The following is a 25,023-nucleotide window of genomic DNA, read 5'->3' as shown; positions in this document are numbered from 1 at the left end:
ACAAACGAACATATGTTCTTTTTTGTTATTATACCGGATATTTTCTCATTTTTCAATAGGAAGAGGAGCATTTACATAAAAATGTTAAAAAAAGGTTATTGTTTACAGCCCCGCAAAGCGGATACGGCCTGTCGGCCGTGCCGCTTTGCGGGGCTGTAAACAGTAAAATAAAAAGAAACAGCAGCTTTTTAAGCCACTGTTTCCCTTCCTGCTTTTTGACTCCTTCATATATTTCAGCATCCTGTTTCATAAGCCAGCTGTTCTTTAAAAATACGCAGAAATTCTCTTGCAATTTCAGAAAGCCGTTTCTCCCCCGGATACGCCACAACCAGTTTCCAGGAAGCTTTTAGGCTCTCATCCAGACAGTAACAGGCGGTTCCATGCTTTTTGTAGTATAGCGGATCTCTGGTACAATCCCGGCCAGGCGGAGAATCCTGGGAAGAAGACAGGTTCCCGAATTCCGTCGCCTTTAACCCTTCACTGCTCCTGATGAAAATACGGCGGCCAAAATCCTGTTCCATTTGGAGAAGGGTCTGGCTCAGCGAAGGCTGGGAGACAAAAGCTTTTTTGCAGCACCTGATCTATTTGTAATAAAAGTTGGGAATCTTATTCCATCTGCTCCGCAGTGAATGGGCAGCCAGTTTCGGCGTCCTCTCCCTGGTGAAGATCCCTTTTCGGTTTCCCACTACCCTCATAGGCCCTTGTATGGTGGCAAAATCGGCGAAATTCCAAATCTGCTCTCCTATAAAGAAAGACCGTTTATCGCATTCGGCGTTGATCCTCTCATAATATTCAGCCTGGAATTCCTCGCTGAACATTCCCGGAACAATCTGATGCATTCCCGCCACCGTATCGGCCCCATATTCGGTGAGCATCACCGGCTTTTCCTGTTCCTGCCAAAAATCCAGCTCCATGTTCCACCCGTTACAGGCCGCGTCCAAATCGCCGCTCAAATTATACCATCCATAATATCTGTTTAAACAGACCACGTCCATTGTACGGCTGGTTATGTCTTTTGTATAATCATTTTGGCAGCAGACCAGCGTGACCGGACGGTTCTGGGGATCTTTTGTATGGGCCAGTTCGTATAACTCATGCCAGTAATCATAAGCATCCTGGGGGAAATGCTCTAAATCAGGCTCATTTCCCAGGCTCCACATGACCACAGAAGGGTGGTTTTTATCCCGGTCTACCAGGTCTTCGATCACCTGGCGGTGATGGGCCATGGTGCCGTATTTATATACATTATCCCGGCCCCCCATATTGACGCCCACTGCCGGCGTCTCATCGATGATCACAATCCCTTCCCTGTCACAGAGGTCATACATCTCCTCCGCATAGGGGTAGTGGCTGGTTCTGAAAGAATTGGCTCCCAGCCAGTGAATCAGGTTCACGTCTTTTACATTCAGGCAGTTGTCCAGACCCCGGCCGTGAAAAAAGGAATCCTCGTGTTTTCCAAAACCTTTAAAGTAAAAGGGCCTGTTGTTGATTAAAAACCGGGTGCCTTTCACCTCCACGCTCCTGATACCGAATGCCAGGTCATAGCTGTCGTCCCCATATGTGATGTGCGCGGTATAAAGGTAAGGCACTCCCGGCCACGGCCACCAGAGTTTAGGCTCCGTTACCGTTGCAGTTCCCGTAAGGCCCTCTCCACGGGCCTCCTCTTTTCCTTCCGCATCCAGTATGGAAATCGCAGCCTGGCCCTCTCCCTCGGCTTCGATCCGGTACTCTACGGAGCCGTCCGTCCCAGTTACAAGGGTAACGTCTTTTATCCGTGACTGAGGGGTGGTATAAAGCCATACGGGACGGAAAATGCCGGCATAGTTAAAGAAGTCAAAGTTCGGGCGGTTCTGGGGCGCCTGCTGCTTTTTGGCCTTTTCCACGCTGGGGATGCCCGGGTTATCCGATCCGAAAAAGGCGGTCTGGTCAGGGTCATTTCCCATAGGAAGGGTGTGATGGTCTACCCGGTTGTCCACAGCTACGGTCAGAAGCGCTGTGCTTCCGGGGACGGCAAACTCCGTTATCTCCGCCTCAAAAGGCAGAAATCCGCCCTGATGGGTGCAGAGAAGGCGCTCTCCCAGCCAAACCATGGCCTGCCCTGCCACCGCTCCAAAGCGCAGGAAAATCCGCTGCCCCGCCGCCGCAAACGGCACCTCCACATTTCTCTGGTAAAAAGCCCAGCCATAATGATCCCTGTATTCCCTGCAGTCCTTTTGGTCGTTGTAGCTGGCGGGCACCGCGATGGGATCGGGATTTTTTAAGATTCCGGGCATTTCTTCCTGCCCGCAAAAGCTTCCGTCATCCAGTTTAAAATTCCATATTCCGTTCAGTTCCATTGCCACTCTGCTTCTGTTCTGTTTCACGCTTAACATAATCGATTCAACCTTTCTCTGCCTAATAGTTCATGACAGTGCCGGCGATTCCGCCCTTTTCTTTTTCAAATACAATCACATTTCCAAATCCCATACATCCGTCCGCTTCCACCATATCCGTTGGGGAATTGACCTCCTGGTGGCAGAAGACCGCCACATACTCCCTGCCGTCCAGCCGTATTTTCACAGCCTCCGCCATGGAATCGGGATAGGTAATCCCCTTTAAAGCAGAGCGGACCGGTATCTTCTGAAGGAAAATGCTGTTGTCCTTTCCCGTCTCCGAACCGCAGATTACCGTGATCAGGGAAGAAAATCCCTGCCCCTTTAATGTCACCTGAATCCTGGAACGTGTTACAGCCTTATTATAATCCCTGGCAATGCGGCCGACCCCGGCTTCCGCCCCGGCCCCCGGGGTCAGAAAATACACTTGAGCATTCACATTCTGCCCTTTATACAGGGCTTTCCATCCGGTCTCTTCCGGGGAAATGCCCTTATAAAGTTCCACCTGGCCCAGTTCGCTGAAGTTCCAGTACTGGGTGTACTGATGGGTTCCTGCGGCGTACATTTCATCTATAATAAGGTAGATATCCGGTTTTATGTGGAGAATCTTCCGGTTTATATAGACGCCGTCTTCCATATATCCCAGGTGTCCGCCCTGGACAAATTCATAGAAATCATTGAATTTATATCCCTGCTTCAAAGGCTGGCATAATTTTTCGCATTCCCAGGCATCCTTGTTCACCGTAAAATAGTTTCCGTCCACAGTTACCGTATTGTGGGCCGGCGGATCTTTAAACTCGAACCGCCCGTCTCCCACCACATAAGTATACCTTCCGCTGTCGGTCAGCACATCTTCCCCGTGCAATACCAGATCAACGTGGAGTTTGTCGGAATGCCCGTGTCCCGCTCCCATGGTCCCGCAGTGGAAATGAAGCAGGTTTCCGTCTTCCTTCCATCCGTCCCTCATATAGTAATTCCCGCTGTCGGCCAGGGCGATGGAAGCAAAATCAGGCTCAATGGCTTCCATCCCCTCATAAATCCGGGCGCTTTCAATCCCCAGATCCCATACGCTTTCAAAATCCAATTTTGAATATCCGCCGAATTTCAGCACGCTGTCCCTGAAAAGATATGCCGCAACGGATATGTAATCCCTGATGTCCACATGGTCGGTATCCCCCATCATGAACTGGCAGTGGTCCGGCTTTTTCCAGGCCAGATCCGCATAGGCCATTCTGCGCACCTTTTCTAAAATGGTCTCAGGCACTTCGATGTCATTTCTGGACGCTAAAATCAGTACGTCTTCATAACAATGGAGGACTTCGTTGTGATATCCGGGGGACTGCTCCCACTGCACCCCGTCGTCCATGATCTGCATTCCGGCCTCAATTTCCAGATGGTTCAGGGCAATTTCCGTATACCGTTTCCGCAGATGTTCATCCGGCATGGAAATGCCGATTTCAAACAGGCCGTGATTTTCAATCACTCCCCAGTTGCTGATATAGCGGTAAGGGGAATGCATTTCGATCAGAAATTCCGCATGTTCCACCAGGCAGCGGTAAAACGCATCGATTACCTTGTCCGTCAGTTCCGGGCTGTCTTTAAAGTACCGCACCGCTTTCACCCAGAATTCTCCGCGGAATCCGGCTTCCAAAATCCTCCACGCCGTTTTCTCCGTCTCTTTTGTCCGCTTCATTCTGGTGATCCAGTCCGTCAGCAGGCGTACGAAATTCCTGGCGTATTTTTCATCTCCGGTCAGCTGATAAGCCTGGCCCAGGCAGATGAAATAGCGGTGGCGGTTAAATTGAAAGATGAATTCCGGGTCGTCTCCCGGCTGGTATTCCCAGTCTATCACCCCGTCCGGAAATTCCACCGGTTCCCAGGTCCGCTCCAGATCCCATTTTAAATCGAACAGAAAATAATTGCGGCAGACCTCATCGGCTGCCCGGATTATATGCCTGCAGTCCTCCGGCCATTCCTTCCAGCAGTAATCCGCCACGGCCTGCATATCATCTGTAAAAAAATATTCGTCACGCCTTGCAAAGAACTCCTTTTTCGTCATGTTCCTGCCTCCTGTCTTTACCAGTACATATTCCAGTTTTTATGAAGCCTGGTAAGCGCCTCCATATAAAAATAATCTCCCCAAATATTGCATTCGTCCACCCCGTAATGGTTACAGGTATTATAAGGGGAATGGTTGGAATAGGTGCTGTGGAGCACCTGCCCATTGGACGTCCGGCAGTCTTTTACCGCATAATGGTCCGCCAGGGATTTCATAAACCGTTTCGCCGTGGAACGGTAATAGGCGGCGTCTTCCGGTTCCAGATATTTTGCCATCTCCAGCATTCCGCAGGCCGCGATGGAGGCGGAAGACGAATCTCTGGGCTGGTCGTCCCCATCGCCAAATTCCAGATCCCAGAAGGGAATCAGATCATTCGGCAGGTGATTGAGGTAATAATCGGTCACGCCTTTAAATATACCGATATATTCCCTCCGCCCCGTATATTTATAGCCGATGGCGGTTCCGTAGATTCCCCAGGCCTGGCCTCTGGCCCAGGCGGACCCATCCCTGTATCCCTGGCAGGTGGCGCCATGATCCGGCTCCCCGGTCTCTCTGTTGAAAAAGAAGGTATGCCAGGTGGAAAAATCATCCCTTATCACATTGGCCAGGGCCGTATGGATGTGCTTTTCGGCAATCTCCCTGTATTTTGGATCGTTTGTTTCCTCGGTGGCCCAATAGAGCAGAGGCAGGTTTAACAGGCAGTCTATGATCAGCCTGTAATTATCCGGCGCGTTTAAAGGCCCCCAGGCCTGGATAAATTCCCCCTTTGGATGGAAGCGGGTGATCAGTTCATCCGCCGCTTTGATGGCCGCAGTCCTTCCCGTCAGGCTCTTTATCAGCTTATATCCGGCCACACAGGAAGGCGAATACAGAAAGCCTAAATCATGGGTCTCCACATCCGACCTCTGCTCAATGCGCTGGGCAAAACTTTCCATCTGGATTTCGGCTGCCTCTCTCAAACACTGGTCCCCGGTGTGTTCATAGGCCAGCCAGATCTCTCCTGTCCAGAATCCCGGCGTCCAGTCCACATTGCCGGTGGGAGCGTAAAATCCATTCTCGCTGTACGCCTTTTGAAACGCATGGGTAAAGTCAGGCAGAACCCGGAGCACCTGCCGGGATGCATTGTCCAAAGCATTCGTTATCTCTTCCGGCGTTATCTCTTTCATCTGATCCAGATCATTTCGGTTAATATAGCTCATTTCGTTCTCTCCTTTTCCAGTACTGTTAAAAAACGGCTTTTTTGGAGCCCTATAGGCCCTCAGGCCGGCTGCACGCACAAAAGGGGATCCGCTTTTGTGGACCCCCTTCCTGTTTATCCTTTCACGCCGGTAGCCGCAACGCCTTCAACAAAATATTTCTGAAGCGACAGGAATACACAAAGCACCGGAATCAGGCTCAATACGGAAGCCGCCATGATCAGGCCGTATTCAGAACCGAACTGGCTGATGAACATGCGCAGTCCTAACTGAAGTGTTTTCTTGGATTCGGTTGTCAGGTAGATGAGCGGTCCAAGGAAGTCGTTCCATGTGTTGACAAAGGTGAAAATTGTCAATGTGGATAAAGCCGGCTTGGACAGCGGCAGCATGATTTTATACCATATTCTGTATTCGTTCATTCCATCGATTCTGGCCGCTTCGCAGAGTTCCGTAGGAATTCCCTGGTAGAACTGCTTCATCATGAAAACGCCAAAGGCAGAGAAGGCCTGCAGGAAAATAATGGCTAAATGGGTATCCGCAAGCCCCATGGAACGCATCATCATAAACTGTGGAACCATGTAAACCTGCCATGGAACCGCTATGGTGGCTATGTAAGCCAGAAACAGCACGTTCTTTCCCTTAAACTCCAGCTTTCCAAAGGCATATGCCGCAAAGCTGCTGGTTAAAAGCTGTAAAAATGTCACGATCAGCGTCAGTTTCACCGTGTTGAGCACGAATTTAGCCAGCGGAATCCGATTCCAGATATCCACGTAGTTCTTCCATCTTGGGTTAGTGGGAATCCACTGGATCGGGAAAATGAATACGTCCTTATCCAGTTTAAATGACGCGGACAGCATCCACGCAAACGGCACCAGCATAATGGCTGCCAGAATAATCAGCACTACATAGAGAATGCCCTTAAATAATCTGGTCTTTCTATTACTAATCTTCATCTCAGGCTTCCTCCTTAATTCGCGTATTTCTTCTCACCGCGGAACTGTACCAATGTGATGGCCAGAACGATGAGGAACAATATCATGGCAACTGCGCTGGCATAGCCCAGATTCCAGTTTCTGAAAGCTTCTTCGTAGATGTGGTAAACCAGCACGATGGCGGATTCATTCAGCACTCCGGTATTTCCTCCTGCCAGCATGTAAACGATGTCGTATACCTTAAAGCAGTTGATAGTAAGAATAATTGTTACGAAAAATGTAGTGGGCTGAAGCTGGGGCCATGTGATATAGCGGAATTTCTGCCATACATTGGCTCCGTCCAGACTTCCCGCCTCATATAATTCAGCATTGATTCCCTGAAGTCCGGCCAGGTAGATTACCATATAATATCCCATGTTTTTCCAGACGGAAAACAGGACAACCGTAAACATAACCCAGTTCTTATCCGCCGACCACTTGGGAAGGCTTTTAGCCGCAACACCCAGATGATATAAGATCATGTTGACCGGACCGCTTTTGGCCGGGGAAAAGAGCATATTCCAGACCGCAGCCACCGCAACCAATGACGCTACATAAGGAAAGAAGCTGACTGTCCTGAAAAAATTCTTTCCTTTAATTTTCTGATTCAATATGACAGCCAGGCCTAAGGCCGCCGCCAGGGTCAGCGGCACCGTGGCGATACAATACACCACCGTATTCCTCAGGGATGCCATAAAACGCTGGTTTCCGAACATCTGCATAAAATTCTTCAATCCGGCAAATTCCATTGGATTATTGCCGTCCCATTTTAAAAATGCCAAAACAAATGCGAAAATTACAGGTCCGAGGGTAAATACCGCAAATCCAATAAAATTAGGAGCGATAAAAGAATAAGCCACCAGGTCCCGTTTTGTCTGCCTGCTAAACCGCTCCCCCGTCTTTGCCTGCCTGATTTTATCCTCTGTTTTTTCAACCCTTTTCGCCAGCCGCTCCCGGCGTTTTGGATCATTTTCTCTCTGCACCTGCTGCTTTAATTCCTCAAGCTGGGGATTTAGAACAGCCAGTTTTTTTTCAACCTCTGCCGGGTCAATCTTTCTCACCTTTGCCATCTCACTCTAAACCGGTTATCCGGCCATCCTCCTTTTTCATAATTTCTTTAAATGAGGCAGACGTTTGTAACACCGTCTGCCTCTGTTTCCTAGAGTGTGTTTGAAAATTGCTTTCTGTCAGATGTGCGTCACAGTTTGTGGGAGATTTGTCCCGAATGAAGGGCGCATAGCGGGCTATGTAACCTGAATTCGGGGCAAATATACCGCAAAGCGGGACGTGCAGATGGCGGAAATGAATTTTCAAACACGCTCTATAACTGCCCTATATAATTGTCTTTGCTTACTGTCCTAAAACCGTTTTGATTTTTTCATTCATGCTGGCAATGCCTTCATCAATGGTCATATTTCCGGTCATAATATTGTCATGAGCCTCGTTGAGGATGGTTTCCATCTCAGAACTCTTTGGATTAACCGGCATTTCCAGATAGAGGTTTGCGGTCTGAAGAGCTTCTTTATTGGTCTCATCTGTTGGGAATCCGGCGATTCCGGAAATCATGGTCGCGATATCATCTGTCATCAGAGCCGGGATTGTGCCGGTCTTAGCCAGGATCTCAGCGCCTTCTTCACTGCATACGAATTTGATGAAATCCCACGCTTCGTCTTTATGAGGCGCGCTGGTAGGAATGGATAAAGCCGTAATTGTAGCCAGGGTTGAACCAGGCTCCACGCCTTCTGCATGGGGATATTTTGCGATTCCCCAGTTGGCGCAGTCCGCATATTCTCCGTTGTTGATCTTCTCGATCAAAGTTGAGATAAACCAGGTTCCCATGTTCATCATACCGATGTTGCCCTGTGAAAATGCGCCTGAATAATGAAGGTTGGATGTCTTTAAAGTGGCATAATCCTGGCATACGCCGTCTTCCTGCTCTTTTAAGATCATCTCGTAATAAGGTTTCAGGAAGTCGTATTCCCCGTCAACAATCGTATGTTTTCCGTCCAGGATACCGAAAAGCTGCACCGCGCTTCTCCATGTATGGTAATGGGCGCCGAATACTTCTGAACCCGGTTCTGTGTTGGTAATCTTCCTTGCCAGCTCATCATACTGCTCAAATGTCATGTCATTGGTTGGATAAGCAGCACCCGCCTTGTCAAACACATCTTTATTATAGTAAACCACCCAGAAATCACTTCTGAACGGAAGTTCGTAAAGCTGGTCATTGACTTTGATCTGGTCCGTAAGCCCTTTAAATGCATCTAAGTCAACTCCGTCTTTTTCTATGTAGGAATCCAGCGGCTCCAATACCCCTTTGTTCACCAATGTGGTATATCCGGGCACATCCTTAACGGTAACCACATCGAAATCAGAACCATTTCCCGTAAGCTGTGTTCCAAGAACGGTCTGGTAGTCGGAGCTTCCCAAATCGATCAGCTCGATCTTAATATCCGGGTTGGCTGCTTCATATGCCTCTATCAAAGGATTATAGTATGGTGTAAGATCCTTATCCCAAATGGACCACTTGAGCACCGTCTGTCCTGCTGACGCTTCTGTCTTACCCTCAGCCGCTTTTGTATCCGCTGCTGTTGTATCCGCCGCCCCGCTGGCTGCTGCTCCGCTTGACGCCGCAGCCTGGGTATCACTTGATGCCGGTGCCTGTGTTCCTCCGCATGCCGCCAGGCTTCCTGCCATTGATGCCGCTAATATTAAACTCAATATAGATTTCTTTTTCATCCCTGTTTTCTCTCCTTCTGCCATTTTCGGCTTTTCATTGTTGCTTTTGTTTATGTCATAATTATATATTTTTAACCATAATCATTGAATGGAATTTCTTTCGTAAAAGATTCATTATTTAACTAAATCCTCACCCCTGTTTTTGCTAATCCTATAAAAACATACACTTTTTTATCATAACCAGCACTTTTTTCTGATTGTATTCAGCCTCTTGCACATATTTTCGAAAACTGTTTGACAAATATTGTGCAATTTAATATAGTATTGGTGAAAGCGGGGTAATTCTATGATAAAACGTATGATGCCAAAGACAATCCGCGGAAAAATTATCGCCTGTACAGGCGCTTTTACAGTGATAATCGCCGCCATAACCGTCACCATCTGTTTCTGTGTCTTTCAGACCTTTTTGATACGGAACCAAATCCAATCGGCGGAATACAATCTGCAGGTGGTTTCCCATAATGTTTCCACAAACATGGACAGCATTATCAACTTTAACGAATGGTGCACTTCCAACCCGGATATCAGCCGCTATCTGGACGCATTTAAAAACCAAACGAAGATGCCTTCCATTTCATCTGAAAATTCCTATTTAAGAATGGTGGCTCTCAGCGCCTATGAACGGCTGAAAGAGGAATACCGGAACACCAATTCCCACAATTACATAACAAGGGTGATCGTAAGCCCCCTCAACTGCCGGAATTATCTTCAAATCTCAGATACGGCCAGCTCCCTGACGCCGGATGCCGCTGATATTATCCATTATACCGATTTTTTTGAAGATATCTACAATGCAAAAGGGTATTTATGGCCCGGGCTTGTCAAAGATCCTTTTTCAACTTCAGAAACCAAAAAGATTCTGCCCATTATCCGGCCTGTTTACAACCAGTATAATTCCGAAATCGTAGGATGGACTTACTTTGCCATCTCCGACCAACTGATCAGTTCCTATTTAAATTCGTTTCCACTGGAAGAGGACAGCCATCTCTATATCACCATCGGCGGCCATTCCTATCAATATGTAAACGGGGGATTCACCGAAGATCCTCTGCTCTGTGAATCTCTTAGGGATATCAGCATCAATACCATAAACAGCCAGGCCAGCCTGGTGAAACTGCCGGACGGCAGCAAAAGGCGTATGGTCACAAGCCCTTTAAATGAAAACGGATGGACGATTTCGCTGGTGCTGTCGGAAAAAAATTACAACATGCAGAAACATGTATACCTGCTGCTCATAGCCGTGATTGCGGTCACCATATTTTTAATGGCATTCCTCCTCATCTATCTGCTGAACAAGGCGATCAGCCAGCCGGTACAAAAACTCAGGGGTACGATTGACAGAATCTCTCACGGCAATTTCGCCAGGGACCCTTCCATAGAATGGGAGGATGAACTCGGAGTGATCGGCCGGGGCATTAACCAAATGTCCGAGAACGTGGTAACCCTGATGGATAAAAGGGTAGACGATGAGAAACAGAAAAAGGACCTGGAATACCAGATTCTCCAAAGCCAGATCAATCCCCATTTCCTGTATAATACGCTGAATTCCATCAAATGGATGGCCACCATACAAAATGCCCCCGGCATCGCGGAGATGACCACTTCCTTAGCCCGGCTGATGAAAAACATTTCAAAAGGAACCGCTTCCCTGATCCCCTTAAAAGAAGAACTGGAACTGGTTAAGGATTATTTTCTAATCCAGCAGTACCGTTATGGCGGAAGCATTTCCATTGAATATCAGATTGAATCGGAAGACTTGTACCAATGCCGCCTTCACCGGTTCACCCTTCAGCCCATGGTGGAAAATGCCCTGTTCCACGGCATCGAACCAAAGGGCTGCGCGGGAAAAATCATAATAAAAGCGGAAAAAGCGGGCGGGCCCGGTTCCTCCCCAGCCCTGAAAATTTCGGTCACGGATAATGGGGTAGGCATGACGGAGGAAGCCATTTCCAAGGTCCTGGCAGGGGGAGCCAGCCCCAGCGCAGACTTTTTTAAACAGGTCGGTATCGGCAACGTGAACAAACGGATTCAATATGATTTCGGACCTGATTATGGCATTCAGATTGAAAGCAGGCTTGGCGAATACACAACCGTATCTATCATACTCCCCTATTCCATAGCTGAGGCGGAACAGGGAAAAGGAGGGATTCAATGATTAAACTTTTAATTGTGGATGATGAACCATTGGTTCAGATCGGCATCAAATCTATGATAAACTGGGCGGAACACGGGATTGAAATCTGTGGGACGGCGATGAACGGAGAAGCGGCGTTAAAGCTTATCAAAGAATATTCGCCTGAACTGGTGATCACCGATATCAAAATGCCCATCATGAACGGACTGGATCTGGCAAAAACATGCCGGGACACTTACGGACCCATCCCCCTGTTTATCTTTCTCACCAGTTACGAAGAATTTCAACTGATCAAACAAGCCCTGTCCTATCAGGCCGTGGATTATCTGATAAAGCTGGAACTGGACGCCCAATCCCTGACTGATTCCGTAAAGCGGGCAATTGAACGGCTGGAGGATTTAAAGGTCAGCGAGGCCTACAAAAAAGAAGGCGGACGGCCCCTTTTGCAGAACTACAACGACAAATTCCTCATGCGGCTTCTCTACAACCTGTTTGACAGCAGGGAACAGTTTGAAATACAGGCAAAAGATCTGAAACTGGATTTCACGGATCTGTATTATATCGCCTGCCACGGGGAAATCTACAGCGAAAAAGCCGATTCCATGGAACCGGCCCAGCAGGTAAACCTGTATTCCAGCAGCCTGCAGATGACCCGGGAAATTTTATCAAAATACCTGGCCTGTTATATCATTTCCCTGGACAAGCGGCATTTTGCCGTGATTTTCTATTCCGCTTCCAAAAAGGATTTGAGCCTCAGTTCCCTCAAGGAAGCCCTAGACAATACCTGCCATATGGTATATAACTATTTTTCTGTCCGGCTGACTGCCGGAATCGGAAGCATTGCGGAAGATCCGCTGAAAATCAGCGAATCCTATCAGGAGGCCAGGCGGGCGTTTAACATGGCATCTCCTGACAGCCCGATCATGACATTTTCCAGCATCACGGAAGACGTCCTTAAAAACTCCTTCAATCTGGCGCTGTTTAAGGACGCCCTTACAAAAGCGTTTGAAGAATTCGATACGGATGTGCTGAACACCGCCATCGCACAGATCACTGAGCTCTTCGCTTCCCACCCGCTCCGCTACCTTCAGGCTATGGACGGGGCCTGCAACATCCTGTATCTGGCAATTTCCCTGCTGCCGGACGGCGAAGAAACCATGAATCAGATCTTTTCCGGCCATACCGACGGATACCGTTCCATCTATAAGCTGAAAAATGTGGACCAGGTCAACGAATGGCTGGAAACCTTCCGAAGCGGGCTCAACCAGGTTCTTCAGAGCAAACGAAAAACCTATAAAGACCATGTGATCACCAATGTCCAAAAATATATCAACAACCATGTGGAGGAACGGCTCACCTTAAACGAGGTTGCCGCCGTTTTTGGGCTGAGCCCCAATTATCTGAGCGCCCTTTTTAAGAAATCCTGTAATATCGGTTTTTCAGAGTACATCACCCAGAAAAAGATTGCAAAGGCAAAAAATCTGCTTCTGGAAGAAAATATGAAAATCTACGAAGTGGCGGACATGCTGGGATTTGAAAGCGCTTTTTATTTCAGCAAAGTATTTAAAAAGGTGGAGGGCATCTCTCCCCGGGAATATGTCCAGGCCCATCTGACCGGCCCCATGACATTTTAACGGCGCAAGGCGCCCCTGGCTGGAAAAACAGGGGGCTGGCATAAAAATTCAGTGAAAAATTGCATCTATATCTGTAAATATTTCATTGTAAATACCGCTGATCTGGTATTAAATTAAAGTACAGATCAGCGGTATTTTTATGCCGTATAAAAGGAGCAGATAACCATGTTTACAGAAATCGCAGAACAATTGACCGCCCCCTTGTCTCTCTTTCGCCCATCCTCTCCTGTCCAGGACCGGGATTTTTGGAATCATTTGGACAATTCTTTAAAACAGCGACTCATAAAAGACGGGGAATTATATTTGAACTACAGCTATCCGGTTCTCACTGCCGGGGATTATATGGAGTTTTCAAGAAATGGAAACCGCGTAAACTATGAAACCAAGCTCTTCGACCGCCGCACGGCCTTAAATTCCCTGGTGCTGGCCGAATGCGTGGAAAACAAAGGCCGTTTCATGGACGATATCATAAACGGGGTTTTCGCCATCTGCGGGGAAAGCGGCTGGCAGCTTCCCGCACACAATTCCTACATCCGGGATACCCCTCAGCTTCCCCTTCCCGATGTGACACGTCCGGTCATCGACCTGTTTTGCGCGGAAACAGGCGCGGTGCTGGCCCTGGCCGAGTTTCTGTTAAGAGAAGCATTCGCGTCCATAAGCCCTGCCATCTCAAAGATGATTGACCACAATCTGGAAACCAGAATCTTCACCCCCTATCTGACGGAACATTTCTGGTGGATGGGAAACGGCAGGGAACCGCTGAATAACTGGACGGTCTGGTGTACCCAGAACGTGCTGCTGGCCGCATTTACGCGGAATACGGACGGGAATGGAAAAAAGGAGGAGGCCATATTGGCCAAAGCATGCCGGAGCATCGATTATTTTCTGGAGGAATACGGGGAGGACGGCTGCTGCGACGAGGGCGCCCAATATTACCGACACGCCGGGCTGTGCCTGTTCAACTGCATGGAGGTGCTAAACGGGATAACGGGCAATGCCTTCGCTTCTCTGTATGAAAATAATAAAATCAAGAATATCGCCGCATATATTGTAAATGTGCATATTGATGATATTTATTATGTTAATTTTTCCGACTGCTCCCCGGTGGCCGGAAGATGCAATGCAAGGGAATTCCTGTTCGGCCTGAGAACCCGAAATTCAGATTTGATGGAACTGGCCGCCTCTGACTACCAAAAAAGCGACGACCCGCTTCTCACCAGGGAGCACAACCTGTTTTACCGCCTCCAAACCCTGGCCTGTCATGAAAAAATGATCACATATGGCAAAAATCCTCCAATCCCCCACGGGGACCTGTATTATGAAAGCACCGGCCTTTTTATCTCCAGAGACAGCCGCTTCTGCCTTGCCGTAAAAGCCGGAGGCAATGACGACAGCCACAACCACAATGACACAGGCAGCTTTACCGTTTATAAGGATGGGAAGCCCTTATTCATAGATATCGGCGTTGAAAGCTATACTGGAAAAACATTTTCGCCCCGGCGTTATGAAATATGGACCATGCAGTCACAGTATCATAACCTGCCCACATTTTCAGGATGCAGCCTCTCCGACCTGGAAGCTGCGCCCTACGCATACACAGCGGATTTTTGCGGCGGGATCGGGGCGATGGAAATGAACGGGGCGGATTATAAGGCCAAAGACGTGGCTTATCTTTTAGGTAAAGATTACAGTTTTATCACCATGGATATTGCGGATGCGTACCCGGATAAACGGATCAAATCCTATATCCGCAAAGCGGAACTTTACAAGGAAAAAGAGATTGTGATCACGGATTCCTATGACGGTTCTCTGTCGCCGGCCGTCCTGTCATTGATGACCTATGAGAAACCGGTTTGGGATGCCGGTTCGAAGGTTCTTTTAGTGGGCAGTCTGGGAGAATGCCGGATCACAGGAGAATGTGGAGTTGAAATTCAGAGCATTCCCATTGAAGACCAGAGATTGCGGTCAGCCTGGAAACATGAGATTTACAGGTGTTTGGTAACTTTTATGGGGGGGAAGGTGGAATTGAGGATACGGGCAGACGGTTAAAGGAAAAGGGGTTGTCGCAGAATGAATGTCAAATTCATTTTGCGGCAACCCTATTTTCTATCTCTCAATACTTTTTCCCCGTTTCCATCTCTATCGACATACCAGTAAAAATAAATCCTCAAATTGGAATGTCTTCGGACCGGCTTCATATGCGGGGAACATTCAATCTCTTTTACCTTCCACAGATCCATTCCGCAATGTTTGTAAACAGCCGCGCATACCCTTCCCAGCTCAGAAACTCCTCCGAAGCCCAATTGGGCGTGCAGTCGGAGGTGAACGCATAGGCCCGCCCTTTTCCGAAGCCCATGGCCGCCAGAAAAGGATCATTTCCAAAGGATGCGATCACATCCGCGCCTGGTTTCGGCATTACTTTGTTGTAGCCGCAGAGGATCGGCCATCCGTCTGCGGGCAGGCCCTCTACGGTGGGGTGATCCTTTAAAAGAACCTGCGGGCGCACGCCTTCCGGGCATTCCATGCGGTCGTCCCAGTTTAGCATCTCCACAGGCAGGACCTCAGCCAGAGGGGTCATGCCGTATCTGGCTGTGTTGCCGATGCCGGAAAAGCTGAAATAACCGCCGCACATCAAAAGGCCGCCTCCCTGGTACACATAATCGCGAAGGAGCTTTAAGCGGTTAACCCGCACTCCTGTAGATGGGTTTTTCAGCATGGTGTTGCTGCCCACATCGCTTAAAATTACCGCATCGTATTCCTTCATCTCTTCCATGGTCACAGGAAAATGTTCCACCACATCGTGGGTCATCATGTGGGTTACGGAAAATCCGCCCTGTCTGAGCATGCTGCAGAACCCGGCCCCCTTCCCATCAGAATAGGCGGGCAGGGTCACATAATCTGCGCCGCGGACATAGGTGAAGGTTCCCGTATAGCTCTCCCCTAAAAACAATATCCTCTTCTCTTCCATCTTCTTCCTCATCGCCTATCTGTATTTTTTCAGGCCCTCATAGACTTCCAGCAGCAGCGGATACGATATCTCGTGATACTTCATCCTGTTCCCTCTGCGGTAGAGCTCCACCAGCTCCTCCGTATATTCCAGCACCTGGTCCACTTGCACATCCACAGGCTCCATGCCCGTCATTTTTTCAAAATTCGTATGGTATATCTTCTCAAGAACCTCATCGGGAAGCCCGATTCCCTTGATCGGAAAACCGTATCCTTCAAAATCGTCGGTAGTCTCCAGAAAATGGCGGATATTCTTCACATTTTGCTCCGCATATTCAATCTTCTCCTTCATCGGAGTCATGCCGTCTCCGCTCAGGCCCCCGTTATCCGTGCCAAATAGAATCCGGTCCGCGTATTTGATGAAGAAATCATGCCATTGATCCGGGATTTTCGTGAAGTTCTCATACATCTCAACTCCCGGAGTCAGATCGAACCTGACATTGGGGAACCGTTCCATCACCTCTTTTGACCGCCCGATATCATCTGAAAGGAAATAAAAATGAGGGAGCACCACCTGAAGCCTGGGGTGAGCGGCCAGAACCTTGTGGGTATCCTGATAGATCTCCTCCTTCTCCGCATAGGTTCCGTCGTCGTACAGCCACCCCTTCTGAAGCGCAAAATCAGGGCAGGTGTCAGCACTCCAGAAGGTCTCCGGGTCGTTCACATGCATCAGCAGCGGAATCTGCTTTTCCTCCAGATAGGAGAACATCTCCTCATAACACGGCTTGCTGATCCATGACTTCCCTAAATCCCTGTGGATCATAGGTTTCATCTCGATCATTTTTATGCCGTCATATCCCATCTCCATATACCGCTTCACCTGACCGGTGAAGTCCTTGGGGCAGATGCCCTCCGGCGTATAATAGTCGAAACCGGCGTAGGCAAAAACTTTCTTCGGATTTCTCATCTTAAACAGCATGGTGAGGGGATTCTGGGAGATATATTCCGGATTCCACTGCGGCACACTGGCCACCACGAACTGGGAACAGCCTGTGCGTTCCATCAGCTCCTCCGTATCCCTGTAAAATGCTTCCAATCCCGTATAACCGCCATGTAAATGGCTGTGTCCATCCACGATCTTTCTCATATTATTATCCTTTCTCATACGGTCGTTTTTCCATATCACGACATTTAATCAAACTTCCCTACAGCAGCTTTGCAGCTTCCACCGCATATTCCAGCGCAGTCGTCTGTGAGGTGGTGAAGTCCAGGCCCAGGCCTGACCTTAGCAGTTGGCCCGTTCGTTCCCGTATCCTCTCATTTTTCACCATGACGCTGCCCCAGAAAACCACAGGTATTCCCAATTCCTTCATGGCTTTTACCGTCTCCCCGCTCTGAGCCAGCGCGCTCTCCAGAAGACTGCAGAGCTTCCCGGACGTCCTCTCGATGATATCCAGGGCCGCCACGTCCCCCTCTCCGGCCGCAGCCTCCACCAAAGGCGCCAGCCTGGCCACTTCCGCCTTGTTGGCACAGTTCTTCAGAAGATATGCGTTCAATGCCAGCGGCTCCCGTATGGGAATGGCCTCATAAAAGAGGGAATAGAGAGCTGGGCACGGCAGCCGCCCGTCCAGATGGTTAACGGCGGCCCGCAGCACCTCCACACCAATATCAAAGGCGCTGCCCTCATCGCTCAGCAGGTTGCCCCAGCCGCCTCTGCGGACTATGGTTCCGTCCCTGTGCCTGGCCATGGCGATGGAACCAGTACCGGCCAGAAGCACCGCTCCCGGCTCTTTTTTCAGATGAAGCAGCACCTCGCAGTCGTTGATCACAAGCAGCCTGTCCTTTGAAAATCCCAGCTCCAGAAACAGGCCCCTGCACTGTTGTTTCATCGCCGGATTATCGATGCCGCTGGCGGCCACGCAGATCCCGGCGCAGTCCTTCACCTCCAGCCCCATGGAGCGCAGCCCCTTCCAGGTAATATCCCGGTAGCGCTCCCTGCAGGTTTCATAGCTGTTGGAATTGAGGGTGCAGCCCGTGCCTGAAAAGTTCATGATCTCCGTCCGGCCTTCCAGCCGTATTCCCATTCTGGCCGTGGTGCCGCCAATATCCATTCCAATCCAATAGCGCATCCGATCTCTCATATTTCTCCTCCATGACGAAGCATTCCGCCCAGTCGGACGGACTGGCCGTCAGAATCATATTTGCCGTCCCTTTACAGCTTCGTATTCATAAACTGATAGAATTCCGGGAATTTCGGCTTGTCGCAGTCGATCCTCTTCTCCTCCGATCCCACCGCCGACAACACCTGCGCAAATATCATGGTTTCAAACGGCTGGGTATACCACATGCCGCTGCCCTTCAGGCAGAGCGTCTTTTCATCCGTTTCCGTCAGGCTTTTAGAGGTTATCAGATAACCGTCGCAGCCCTTTTCCCCGCAGAACCGCCGCAGCCGCGCCATGCGGTCCGCATTTTCATCGGTGGAGGGAATCCAGAAATAGCACTCTCCCTGCCCGATGGTATTGTTCACTCCATGGAGATATTCTTCAAATTCATAACAAAAGGCCGGCACATACAGGGTTTCCAGCACCTTCAGGGCGCTCTCCATACCCACTGCATATCCTTCTCCGTCCGATACCCAGGTAAAATGAGGGTAGGAGGCCATTTTTGTCACATGCCGTCCACAGAATTCATAACATTTTTCCGTATTTTCAGACGCATAAGCGAAGGACAGCTTCAGATTGTCCACGTAAACGTCCAGTTCCGCTTCTGTTTTTTCCCCCCACAGCTTTGCCAGCCCCATGGCCGTTACATACAGGGTGAGAACAGTGGCCGTCATGCCCTTTGTCTTCGGACCCACGCTCTCCTGACCGCAGCCGATCAGGATATGCCCGTCACAGGCTTTTGCCAGCGGGGAGTCCCCGTCCGAAGTCATGGCCGTCACCTCATACCCCTTCGCCTGAAGGTCCCTCACCGCATACATGGTGGACGTGCTCCTGCCCGACTGGGACACGGCGATCACCAGCGTATCTTCCGGCTCAGAAAACCAATGCCCCATACGGGTGGGCATCAAAACCCTGGTCTCCACACCCAGCAGCTCTTCAAACAGTTCTTTTGCCGCCAGTGACGCGTTCATGGAACTTCCCGATCCCAGCAGCACGATCCGCGATGCCCTTCTACCCTTCATCCTCTCAAGGAAAGGCCCGGTCAGGGCCTCCCTTTCCTCTAATATCCCAGCCCACACCCCGGGCTGTTCCTCTATGTACTGCTTCATCTTTTCCGCCATATTATTCCTCCATTTCAAATCATTCAGCCTCTGTCTGTCCGCTATTTTACAGAAGATCTGCCGCAATCCACAGCCAGCGGCCCACCGGAGTGGTCCACACCTCCCTGTAGGTCGCGATATTAGCCTGCGGCCAATAGGGGAGGTCTTCATTGGCTCTTGTCTGGATTCCCACAGGGATTTCTCCTACGGTCTCACCTAAAAGCGCGGTGTACTGCTGCCCGTAACTGCTGCCCGCTCCATAGATGATGGACTGGCCGAACGGGTTCTTGCCCACGGTCCAGTACAGCTGCTCTCTTGCCACCTGGGTCAGCCTCTCATCCTTGAAATAAGCTCCCAGCAGGGAGGCCGCTTTACCCATAGAAAGGTGAAGGGCCGAATTGCCGCGGTAGGAAAACCAGACAGGGAAACATTTCAGGTAATATCCATTTCCTAAAGGAACCCCCTGTTTTAACTGCTCGATATAGTTGATCCTCTCCCTGTCGTAATCCACCTTCGGATGGATCAGCTGGAAGGTCTCCACGTCATCCGCCTCTGTTTCGGAGAAAATTCCGGCCGGAACCATCCCGTAAGGCGCCGTATATTCTGTCAATGCCAGCAGATAGTCTCCATACAACCTGGCTGCGGCTTCCCATTTTTCCCTGTCCGGATGGTCCGGCAGAGCCTTTAACGCCTCACAAAGCGCCTGCACGAAGATCTGGTCGCGGCTCTGGTGGGAGAAATGCACGATGGCCTTTTTGCTCTCATCCCGGTAGAAGAATCCGTGAATGGACAGCTTTTCATTGTCCGTCTCCTGGCATGCGGCCATTTTATTAATAAACTCCGCGATGAGAGGGATGTATTCCGGATCTCTTGTCGCCTGGTAGATCTGGGCCGCCGCCCATCCGGCCGCCGCGTAATACTGGGACAGGCTGGCGGATGCTGTGTGTTCCTTCAGATACGGTTCCTCCATCCCCACCAGACGGAACCGCTCCAGGGCAAAGCCGTAGTCCTGCCTGGCCGCATCCTTACATTTCCAGGCCAGGGCCTGGTCTTCTTTAGCAAATGCCATTCCCGCATAGGCTTCCAGACCAGACATCACAAAATTGTCGAAGGAACGGTTGTGCACTCTGGCTTCACAGTCGTCCATATTGCCCAGCATGCCGTCGGTCCAGCGGCGGATCGTCGCCCCGGTAGCCCGGTAGCCGTCTCCAAAGCGCATCCGGAGCACGAAGTCCAGGCCCCAGTTGGCCTCTTCCATCAACCTTCTGTACAGCATGGGATTTCTGCCCTTAACCGCCTGGGCGGTCTCCAGGATGGAGTGGGTCACTTCCGCCGTCTGTATAGTCTGCTGGGATACGTCGGCCGCATCGTGCCATCCTCCCTGATAGGCCAGCTTCAGTCCATTGTGCTCTGCATACACGTCGCCATGGCAGGTTCCGTGTTTCTGGGGCACCGGGTAACCGCAGCGCTCTCCGAACAGGAAGTTGACCAGCTTCCATACCACTTCATCCATGGCCGTATCGGAAATCGGGAATTCCTCGCTCTCATAATCCCCAAACCGCAGGAAATACACTCCGTCCTCTTTCACCTCCGTGAAATCCATCACCCCGAACTCCCCATATCTGGCGATCCTGCGCTCTATGGGCCCGCGATATACGCTCTGCCCGCTGTCCGCGTCCACCACCTCAAATTCCGTTTGTTTTGTATTGGCCACAGCGGTTTTCACACCTTCTTTAAAATATCCGGCCGTGGAAAATACTGCTGTTTCCTCCCTGCACTGCCAGCCGTGAACCACGTTGACATATTCCGCCTCCTGGAAGCGGATATCCCTCAGCTCAAACCGCAGCTCTTCTCCCCCGCTCAGCTCCTGTCCGTACCGGTGCACATTGAAGGACAGCTCTTCGATCTTATCATGGGCGATGGAATCGATCTCCCAGATACAGATGTTCCACTGGTAATTCTTCAGATTGATGGCGTTAAATCCCTCTCTGGAATAGGCGTCCGGTATCTTCTCGATCCCGTTGTTCACGAAGCCGGCCCGGATGATGGGGTTGTGAAGTCCCGGACACATGGGTTTTACCTGGAACCAAATCCGGTTTCCCCTGGACATGTCCATATCCTTCACATTCAGCTTTGCGATATAGGAGCCGAAGGTGGCGTAATATCCATTAGCAGCGTCCACGGCCCTCACCTCATTCTCAGGCCAGTGATCCGCCCTGGAACCGGTGGTCAGCACCAGGGTGCCTTCCGGTGAAATTTCAGCATGTCCTTCTCCGTCAAATGTCCAGGGTTCCATGCTCTGCTCATCCCACACCCTGACGTCGTTTAAAATCTTCTTCCTGCTGTTTCTGTGCTCTATGGATTTGCTCTCATCCACAGTCAGCGGAACGTGTATCCACATGGATTCCTCTAAACGTTTTTCAAACTGTCTGTCCATCTCATTATCCCTCTCTTCGATCAATCATTTTCCACTTCAAATATCGCTTCTGTCTCCACCGGTATGTTGCCGGGAAGCACGTATACGCCGATGGCGGAACGGGCCGGAAGCCCCATCTCGCTTCCCCACAGCTCCTCCAACAGTCCGCTTCCCCCATTGGCCACCGCCGGCTGGTCCAGGAAATCCTCTGAGCTCTCCACAAATGTCAGGATCTTCACCACATTTTTTACCTTTCTCAGATCACCGATCTCACGCTCCAGCACTGCCAGCACATTCAGCATGCTGTTTCTGGCGAAACCTTTTCCCTCTTCCACTGTAAAATCGCGCCCCATTCTGCCGTTAACCGGTTCGTCTATGGCAGGACCGCAGCCGGAGATGTAGACGAGTCCGGAACCGAAACGCTTGGCCGGGGAGTAACTGCCCCCTTTCTCCGGAGCTTTCGGCAGTGTGATACCCAGTTCTTTCATCTTTTCATATACGTCCATATTTTCCTTCCTCCTTTAACATTTTCCAAATTCCAGCACACGGCCCTGTCCTGAATTCCGGCCCGTGGTCACTTCTCCGCCTAAAACCGTCCATGCGATCCCTTCCGAGAGCTTTCCGGAACAGCTGTAATCCGACCGGTCCCTCAATTCTTCCGGCTTAAATACCAAAATGTCCGCATCGCAGCCCGGCGCCAGAATTCCCTTTTTATTCATCTTCATCCTCTGGGCGGGCAGGCCGGTCATCTTGCGGATGCCCTGCTCCAGAGGCATTATTTTCTTTTCCAGCACCATTTCTCTTAAAAATCTGGGAAATGCCCCGTACAGTCTGGGATGTGGGTTTCCGCCTCCCCCGTACAGGGAATCGGAGATCAGAATGGTGTAAGGCAGCTTTGCGATCTGTTCCACATCCTCCATGGACATGCTGAGCACGATGATACCCACCTTTCCTTCCTCAGATACTGTGAGTTCCGCGATGAAATCCTCTTCCGAGTCATATCCCAGGCTTTCGGACACCTCCTTAACCGTTCTGCCCTGATAAGCCCCATGCTCCGGCCTGGATACGGAACTGATTAAAATCCGCTCCCAGCCGATGCTGGCCGCCATATTGTCCCAGCCCTGGTGCTGTCTGCGCAGCTCTTCTTTTAATTTCCTTTTTCCTGCCTCTGTCTCCATAAATTTCACGGTCTGCTGCATATCCTCGCCCAGTACCGACGGAGGTAACAGGGATAACAGGGTGGTCGCGCCTCCCGTATAGGGATAGAAATCAGCGGTCACCTCCACGCCTTGTGCCCTGGCCTCTTCGATCTTATCGATTGCCTTCCAGATTCTGTCGTTCCAGTTGGAAATTCCCGTAGCCTTCAGATGGCTGATATTCAACCGGACGCCTGAAGCTTTTGCGATTCCGATCACCTCGGACACGGATTCCACCAGGCTGTCCCCCTCTCCCCTGATATGAGTGCAGAGAATGCCGTCCCGTTTTGCCACAGGCTTCACCAATTCTATGTAATCCTCCTGCGTGGAATAACACTCCGGCTGGTACATGATGCCGATGGACATCCCGAACGCGCCCTGTTCCATGGCCTCATTCACAAACCACACCGCCTGCTCCATCTCTTTTCCTGTAAACGGAGCCCTGGAAAATCCCTTAACCGCTGATTTCACGGCTCCGGCTCCAGCTAAAAATCCCATGTTCAGCGGCAGGCTCTGACGCCTCAGCGCCTCTGTGTATGCGCCGTAGTCCTCAAACGCCATCGAACGGGGAATCCGTCCCACCACAGGCTCGATATAATCATATACCTTCTGCCTGGACATTTCTGAAGTCGGAACCGGCGACAGCCCGCAGTTTCCGGCCACAGCGCTGGTGATGCCCTGGGCCAGCTCCAGTTTCCCGAAATCCGGGTCTGTAAACGGCGCGATATCGCAGTGGCGGTGAATATCGATGAATCCGGGAGTCACAGCATATCCCTCCGCATCGATCACCTGATCCCCATCGCAGGGCAGGTGCTCTCCCACCTGTGCGATCCTGTCCCCTTCCACCAGGATGTCCGCCAGCCTGCCCGCAGAACCCGTGCCGTCATAAACCATACCATTCTTAATAAGAAGTTTCTTTTTATTCATTGATCAACTGCGCCTCCGCAAACCCAATGCCTGTAGTTTAAACGACCATCCCTCTGGCATCCACTTTCATTTTTTCTATGTTCTCTCCATCCAGCAGATATATGTAATTATGCATATTAACAGCCGTGCACACGTGGATGGGAACGAGAAGGAGCGTATCCCCAACCTTTAATCCAGTTTTCCCGCCGGCCGCCGTGACAATGCCGTGTTCCTCATTCATCCGGGACAGCGTAAGATCCGGCCGCCCCTCCACTGCGGCGTAACCTTTATAATAGAAAGGAGGCGTGTTTAACGCGATATCGGAAGGAAATGTCTTGCTGCCTCCGTCGATCACCGCATAACTGTCATGGGGCGTGCTCACCACCGTAACCGCAAACCGGACTGCGATCTCTTCCGGCTCCGCCACATGTTCGCAGCAGAGCAGCTGGTCCTTAAAGATATAGGTTCCCGGCCGCACCTCCGTAAGCTTTCCCGTCCTGGCGGCTTCCACTCCCGTAGGAGAGGAACCTCCGCTGATCTCTGTAACATTCACTCCGGCCTCAGCCAAAGCGTTGGCCGCCTGTTCCAGGAGCTCCCCTTCTTCCGCAGCCGCCAAAGCGTTGTCGTCTGTGGTCTTCCCTTTGTAAATCAACCCTTTAAATGTATAGATACCGGTGAGTCTGAGCCCGTCCATCCCGGCGATCTCCTCAGCCAGGGCCGCCGCATCCGAGAGAGGCACGCCGGTGCGCCCCGCGCCCGTATCGATCTCCAGCCGCACCTCTATGACCGTGCCGGACCTCATCGCCTCCTCATTGAGTCTGACCGCACCTTCCCGGGTGTCCACGCCCACAATCAGCCGTTTGACCCGCTTTGCCAGTTCGACGCAGCGCATGATGCGGAAGCTGCCGATCTGGGGATAGGCGATGAAGATGTCGCCGATTCCGCCGTCCGCCATGACTTCCGCCTCGCTGACCTTGGCACAGGTGATCCCCGAAGCTCCGGCCTCCAGCTGCATTCGGGCGAAATAGGCCATCTTGTGCGTTTTAATGTGCGGTCTCAGAGCGCAGCCCGCTTCGCCCACAGCCGCCTGCATGGCTCTGACGTTCTGCCGGACCTGGTTCACATCAATCACAATACACGGCGTTTCCAATGCCTCCAACTGTTCCTCTGTTAATCTCATCCGCTTCTTCTC

Annotated in this window: 18 protein-coding genes and 2 pseudogenes; 4 read left to right on the top strand and 16 right to left on the bottom strand. The window is 50.6% G+C overall.

Features of this window, described 5'->3' with window-relative positions; translation table 11 throughout:
• Positions 1-233 precede the first annotated feature (233 nt).
• The 7 genes and pseudogenes from GPL15_RS22300 to GPL15_RS28200 all read right to left on the bottom strand — a co-directional run.
• Positions 234-581, bottom strand: coding sequence for a LysR family transcriptional regulator (locus GPL15_RS22300; protein ID WP_215700907.1), 348 nt, complete (start codon positions 579-581; stop codon positions 234-236).
• On the bottom strand, positions 582-2,372 hold the full coding sequence (gene uidA, locus GPL15_RS22295; protein ID WP_215700872.1) for a beta-glucuronidase: 1,791 nt from the start codon (positions 2,370-2,372) through the stop codon (positions 582-584).
• A 22-nt stretch (positions 2,373-2,394) separates the two neighbouring features.
• A complete protein-coding gene (locus tag GPL15_RS22290; RefSeq protein WP_215700871.1) occupies positions 2,395-4,431 on the bottom strand; it encodes a heparinase II/III family protein in 2,037 nt (678 codons plus the stop codon).
• Positions 4,432-4,448: 17 nt separating this feature from the next.
• Positions 4,449-5,630, bottom strand: a complete 1,182-nt coding sequence (locus tag GPL15_RS22285; protein ID WP_215700870.1) for a glycoside hydrolase family 88 protein — start codon at positions 5,628-5,630, stop codon at positions 4,449-4,451.
• A gap of 113 nt (positions 5,631-5,743) precedes the next feature.
• The gene (locus GPL15_RS22280; RefSeq protein WP_215700869.1) at positions 5,744-6,580 is read right to left on the bottom strand and encodes a carbohydrate ABC transporter permease; all 837 of its coding nucleotides are present in this window, start codon (positions 6,578-6,580) and stop codon (positions 5,744-5,746) included.
• Positions 6,581-6,594: 14 nt separating this feature from the next.
• Positions 6,595-7,668, bottom strand: coding sequence for an ABC transporter permease subunit (locus GPL15_RS22275; protein ID WP_215700868.1), 1,074 nt, complete (start codon positions 7,666-7,668; stop codon positions 6,595-6,597).
• A gap of 1 nt (position 7,669) precedes the next feature.
• A pseudogene (locus tag GPL15_RS28200) lies at positions 7,670-7,852 on the bottom strand (DUF6783 domain-containing protein); the annotation flags it as partial.
• Here GPL15_RS28200 and GPL15_RS28195 point away from each other — a divergent pair.
• Positions 7,790-7,960: pseudogene (locus GPL15_RS28195) on the top strand (DUF6783 domain-containing protein). The pseudogenes GPL15_RS28200 and GPL15_RS28195 overlap by 63 nt on opposite strands.
• Here the strand turns inward: GPL15_RS28195 and GPL15_RS22270 are convergent.
• On the bottom strand, positions 7,949-9,337 hold the full coding sequence (locus tag GPL15_RS22270) for a sugar ABC transporter substrate-binding protein (protein ID WP_215700867.1): 1,389 nt from the start codon (positions 9,335-9,337) through the stop codon (positions 7,949-7,951). The pseudogene GPL15_RS28195 and the gene GPL15_RS22270 overlap by 12 nt on opposite strands.
• 286 nt (positions 9,338-9,623) lie before the next feature.
• Here GPL15_RS22270 and GPL15_RS22265 point away from each other — a divergent pair, with 286 nt between their 5' ends.
• The 3 genes from GPL15_RS22265 (at position 9,624) to GPL15_RS22255 (ending at position 15,154) form a co-directional block, all read left to right on the top strand.
• Positions 9,624-11,492, top strand: a complete 1,869-nt coding sequence (locus GPL15_RS22265; RefSeq protein ID WP_215700866.1) for a histidine kinase — start codon at positions 9,624-9,626, stop codon at positions 11,490-11,492.
• Complete coding sequence (locus GPL15_RS22260; RefSeq protein WP_215700865.1) at positions 11,489-13,105, top strand: response regulator; 1,617 nt, start codon at positions 11,489-11,491, stop codon at positions 13,103-13,105. The genes GPL15_RS22265 and GPL15_RS22260 overlap by 4 nt, the downstream gene beginning before the upstream one ends.
• Before the next feature lie 165 nt (positions 13,106-13,270).
• On the top strand, positions 13,271-15,154 hold the full coding sequence (locus tag GPL15_RS22255) for a heparinase II/III family protein (protein ID WP_215700864.1): 1,884 nt from the start codon (positions 13,271-13,273) through the stop codon (positions 15,152-15,154).
• A gap of 172 nt (positions 15,155-15,326) precedes the next feature.
• Here the strand turns inward: GPL15_RS22255 and GPL15_RS22250 are convergent, their stop codons facing one another.
• The 8 genes from GPL15_RS22250 to GPL15_RS22215 all read right to left on the bottom strand — a co-directional run bounded on the left by GPL15_RS22250 (position 15,327) and on the right by GPL15_RS22215 (position 25,011).
• Complete coding sequence (locus tag GPL15_RS22250) at positions 15,327-16,073, bottom strand: glutamine amidotransferase (protein WP_215700863.1); 747 nt, start codon at positions 16,071-16,073, stop codon at positions 15,327-15,329.
• Between the two features lie 15 nt (positions 16,074-16,088).
• Positions 16,089-17,216 (bottom strand): amidohydrolase family protein, encoded by a 1,128-nt coding sequence (locus tag GPL15_RS22245; protein ID WP_215700862.1) that lies wholly within the window; start codon positions 17,214-17,216, stop codon positions 16,089-16,091.
• A 40-nt stretch (positions 17,217-17,256) separates the two neighbouring features.
• Complete coding sequence (locus GPL15_RS22240; RefSeq protein WP_215700861.1) at positions 17,257-18,192, bottom strand: BadF/BadG/BcrA/BcrD ATPase family protein; 936 nt, start codon at positions 18,190-18,192, stop codon at positions 17,257-17,259.
• 71 nt (positions 18,193-18,263) lie between these two features.
• Entirely contained in the window at positions 18,264-19,334 is a 1,071-nt protein-coding gene (locus GPL15_RS22235) for an SIS domain-containing protein (protein ID WP_215700860.1), read from the bottom strand.
• 46 nt (positions 19,335-19,380) lie between these two features.
• Positions 19,381-21,774, bottom strand: coding sequence for a glycoside hydrolase family 9 protein (locus tag GPL15_RS22230; RefSeq protein ID WP_252198560.1), 2,394 nt, complete (start codon positions 21,772-21,774; stop codon positions 19,381-19,383).
• Positions 21,771-22,235 (bottom strand): RidA family protein, encoded by a 465-nt coding sequence (locus GPL15_RS22225; protein ID WP_215700859.1) that lies wholly within the window; start codon positions 22,233-22,235, stop codon positions 21,771-21,773. Before GPL15_RS22225 ends, GPL15_RS22230 begins: the two co-directional genes overlap by 4 nt.
• 15 nt (positions 22,236-22,250) lie before the next feature.
• Positions 22,251-23,852 (bottom strand): amidohydrolase family protein, encoded by a 1,602-nt coding sequence (locus tag GPL15_RS22220; RefSeq protein ID WP_215700858.1) that lies wholly within the window; start codon positions 23,850-23,852, stop codon positions 22,251-22,253.
• 37 nt (positions 23,853-23,889) lie between these two features.
• Positions 23,890-25,011 carry an alanine racemase gene (locus GPL15_RS22215; protein WP_215700857.1) on the bottom strand — a complete coding sequence of 374 codons (1,122 nt, stop codon included), beginning with the start codon at positions 25,009-25,011 and terminating at the stop codon, positions 23,890-23,892.
• Positions 25,012-25,023 lie beyond the last annotated feature (12 nt).

It is taken from the genome of Clostridium sp. MCC353, assembly GCF_018785315.1.
In the GTDB taxonomy this organism is placed as follows: domain Bacteria; phylum Bacillota; class Clostridia; order Lachnospirales; family Lachnospiraceae; genus CHH4-2.
Note: the sequence above shows the minus strand (reverse complement) of the source record. Positions and strands in the feature narration are given on the sequence as shown.